Annotated in this window: 4 protein-coding genes; all 4 read left to right on the forward strand. The window is 65.4% G+C overall.

All coding sequences use genetic code 11. From position 1 onward, the window contains the following. Positions 1 to 88: 88 nt before the first annotated feature. The 4 genes from FDZ70_09645 to FDZ70_09660 all read left to right on the forward strand — a co-directional run bounded on the left by FDZ70_09645 (position 89) and on the right by FDZ70_09660 (position 2,081). Positions 89 to 280, forward strand: a complete 192-nt coding sequence (locus FDZ70_09645; protein ID TLM69559.1) for a hypothetical protein — start codon at positions 89 to 91, stop codon at positions 278 to 280. A 49-nt stretch (positions 281 to 329) separates the two neighbouring features. Continuing rightward, complete coding sequence (locus tag FDZ70_09650; GenBank protein TLM69560.1) at positions 330 to 626, forward strand: hypothetical protein; 297 nt, start codon at positions 330 to 332, stop codon at positions 624 to 626. A gap of 400 nt (positions 627 to 1,026) precedes the next feature. Next, entirely contained in the window at positions 1,027 to 1,530 is a 504-nt protein-coding gene (locus FDZ70_09655) for a hypothetical protein (protein ID TLM69561.1), read from the forward strand. An 83-nt stretch (positions 1,531 to 1,613) separates the two neighbouring features. Continuing rightward, positions 1,614 to 2,081: a hypothetical protein gene (locus tag FDZ70_09660; GenBank protein ID TLM69562.1), complete on the forward strand. Its 468-nt coding sequence runs from the start codon at positions 1,614 to 1,616 to the stop codon at positions 2,079 to 2,081. Positions 2,082 to 2,121: the final 40 nt, after the last annotated feature.

Genomic DNA, 2,121 nt, shown 5'->3' on the forward strand with positions numbered 1-2,121 from the left:
CCTACGGCGTAGAATCGATCTTGAAGGCGGAGCGCGGCGCGCTCCGTTGAAGCGCCGAACGTTCGACACAACGCGAGGAGGAAGGTCCGTGACGCTCGAGTTCAGCCCGTTCGCCGTCGTCTATCTCGTCGCCTGCATGGTTGTCATCGACATCGCGGTCGCGATCGACATCCGCAGGCGGCGGCTTCCTTGGTGGCTGCTGCTGCTGCCTGTTGTCTTCGGACCTCCGGGCGGGATGGCATACTTCATCGCACGTCCGCCGCTGAGCCGCGAGGAGTAGGAGGCCGGCCGCGGTCCCGCGGGAAGACCCCGCCCCCGCCGGAAGGAGCATCGTGAGCATCCTGTCGACCATCACCGTCACGCTGAAGGACGACGAAGCGGAATCCGCATTCGTCGCAGCATTCACCAGTGCGCTCGGAGCGACTGAGGGGTTCCCCGGACTTGAGAAGCTGGTTGCCGCCAAGGTGCTCGGCGCCGAGCGCACGTACCACCTTCACACGGTCTGGGCCTCCGCCGACGCGATGGCCGCATGGCAGGAAGATGTGCGCTATCGCGCGGTCAGAGACGCATTCGACGTCTCGATCGTCTCCGCGATGGACGCCTCGCGATGGGTTCCCGCTCCGTAGCACCGACGCGACCGCGTGTGTCGAACAGGCGCTTCCAGCGGAAGCGCGCCTACGGCGTAGAATCGGTCTTGAAGGCGGAGCGCGGCGCGCTCCGCTGAAGCGCAGAAACGTTAGCCCCCATGGCGGCGTGCTTGTGCTTCGAGAGGGTGCGCCCGGGGGCGATCCCGGACCGCAGGCCGCCGGTCCTTCGATCTCGCAGATGGCGTCCGGGGCGGGTTGCGGGCCGGTAACTTCGTCACCGGCCACGCGGGTTCGACACCGCATGACGCCAGCGGGCCAACCAGCGCTTCCAACGGAAGCGCGCCTGCGGCGTAGAATCGGTCTTGAAGGCGGAGCGGGGCGCGCTCCGCTGAAGCGCAGGACGTTGGGCTGAGCGCAGGAGAATGTAGTGCCGCTCCGTTTGAAGATCGTCGCATCCGCATTCTGCGGGTTCGGCGGACTCGCCCTCATCAGCATGATCGCGGATCTGGTCTTCCGCGGCGTGATGACCTTCGAGGTGTTCGCACTCATGCTGCCGGTCGGCGTCGGTCTGTTCCAAGCAAAGCCGTCATCGCGCAAGTGGGCCACGTTCTGGGCGGTGGTTGTCGGCGTCTGGAGCATGGGTCTCGGGCTATACGTCGCCGCAACCCCTGCGGACATGCAACTCCAGGTGAGCTACCTGTTCGGACTCGCCTTCAGCGGCTCAGCGGCCAGACTCATCACGTTGGGAGAACTCATCGGCGCAGCGGTCGCTTGCGGCGTGTCAATCTGGATTCTCTACACGCCGGCTGCGGCGTCGGCATTCGACTCGTATCAGGAGGCTGAAGCGCCAGCCGATCTGGCAGCTGACTCAGACAGCTTCGATGACTGGTTCAACGGCGCCAGCCCAACCCGCGTTTCCAGCGGAAGCGCGCCTGAGGACTAGAATCGGCATTGAAGGCGGCGCGCAGGCGCGCTCCGCTGAAACGCAAGAACGTTGGGCGGGGTGAATCTGCAGGGAGGCGCGAGATGTCGGAGGCCCTGAGCGTTGCCAAGAACGCCGCAGTCGCCATCACGTGTGTGGTCGTGGCGGGAATCGTCATCCTTGTCGGCTTTGAGCCGCTGACCGTGCTCGTTTCGACCGTGCTCAACTCAACCATCTTCCCTCTGCGGGACATGTTGCCCGGCACTGAAGCGCCCGGTCCGGGATTCCTCCTCGTTCTCGACGGCGCGACCGTGGTCATCAGCTCGGCCGTGACTGCCGCGGGTCTCCTTCTTCTCGGCCGTGCCGCCCGCCTGAACGCATGGCACGTGAGCGCTGCGGTAGCGGTGGTAGTCCTCGGCCAGGCGCTGTTCGATCTCTGGAGTGGCACGAATCTCGGCTTCTGGTTCAGCAGCGGGTACTGGCTATGGGTGGCTTCGGTAGTCTCTGTCTGCAGCCTCGCGGTACTCGTTCAGGCTCGCTCGCGTAGCCACACCCGAGCACCCAGTACCTGACCCGCAACTCGAAGCACCAGCCCAACAGGCGCTTCCTGCG

The sequence above is a fragment of the Actinomycetota bacterium genome (assembly GCA_005774595.1).
In the GTDB taxonomy this organism is placed as follows: domain Bacteria; phylum Actinomycetota; class Coriobacteriia; order Anaerosomatales; family D1FN1-002; genus D1FN1-002.

What these genes read in the sequence shown, in the direction of transcription:
- FDZ70_09660 (TLM69562.1), top strand. Translation starts at nt 1,614, where the DNA reads ATGTCGGAGGCCCTGAGCGTTGCCAAGAACGCCGCAGTCGCCATCACG.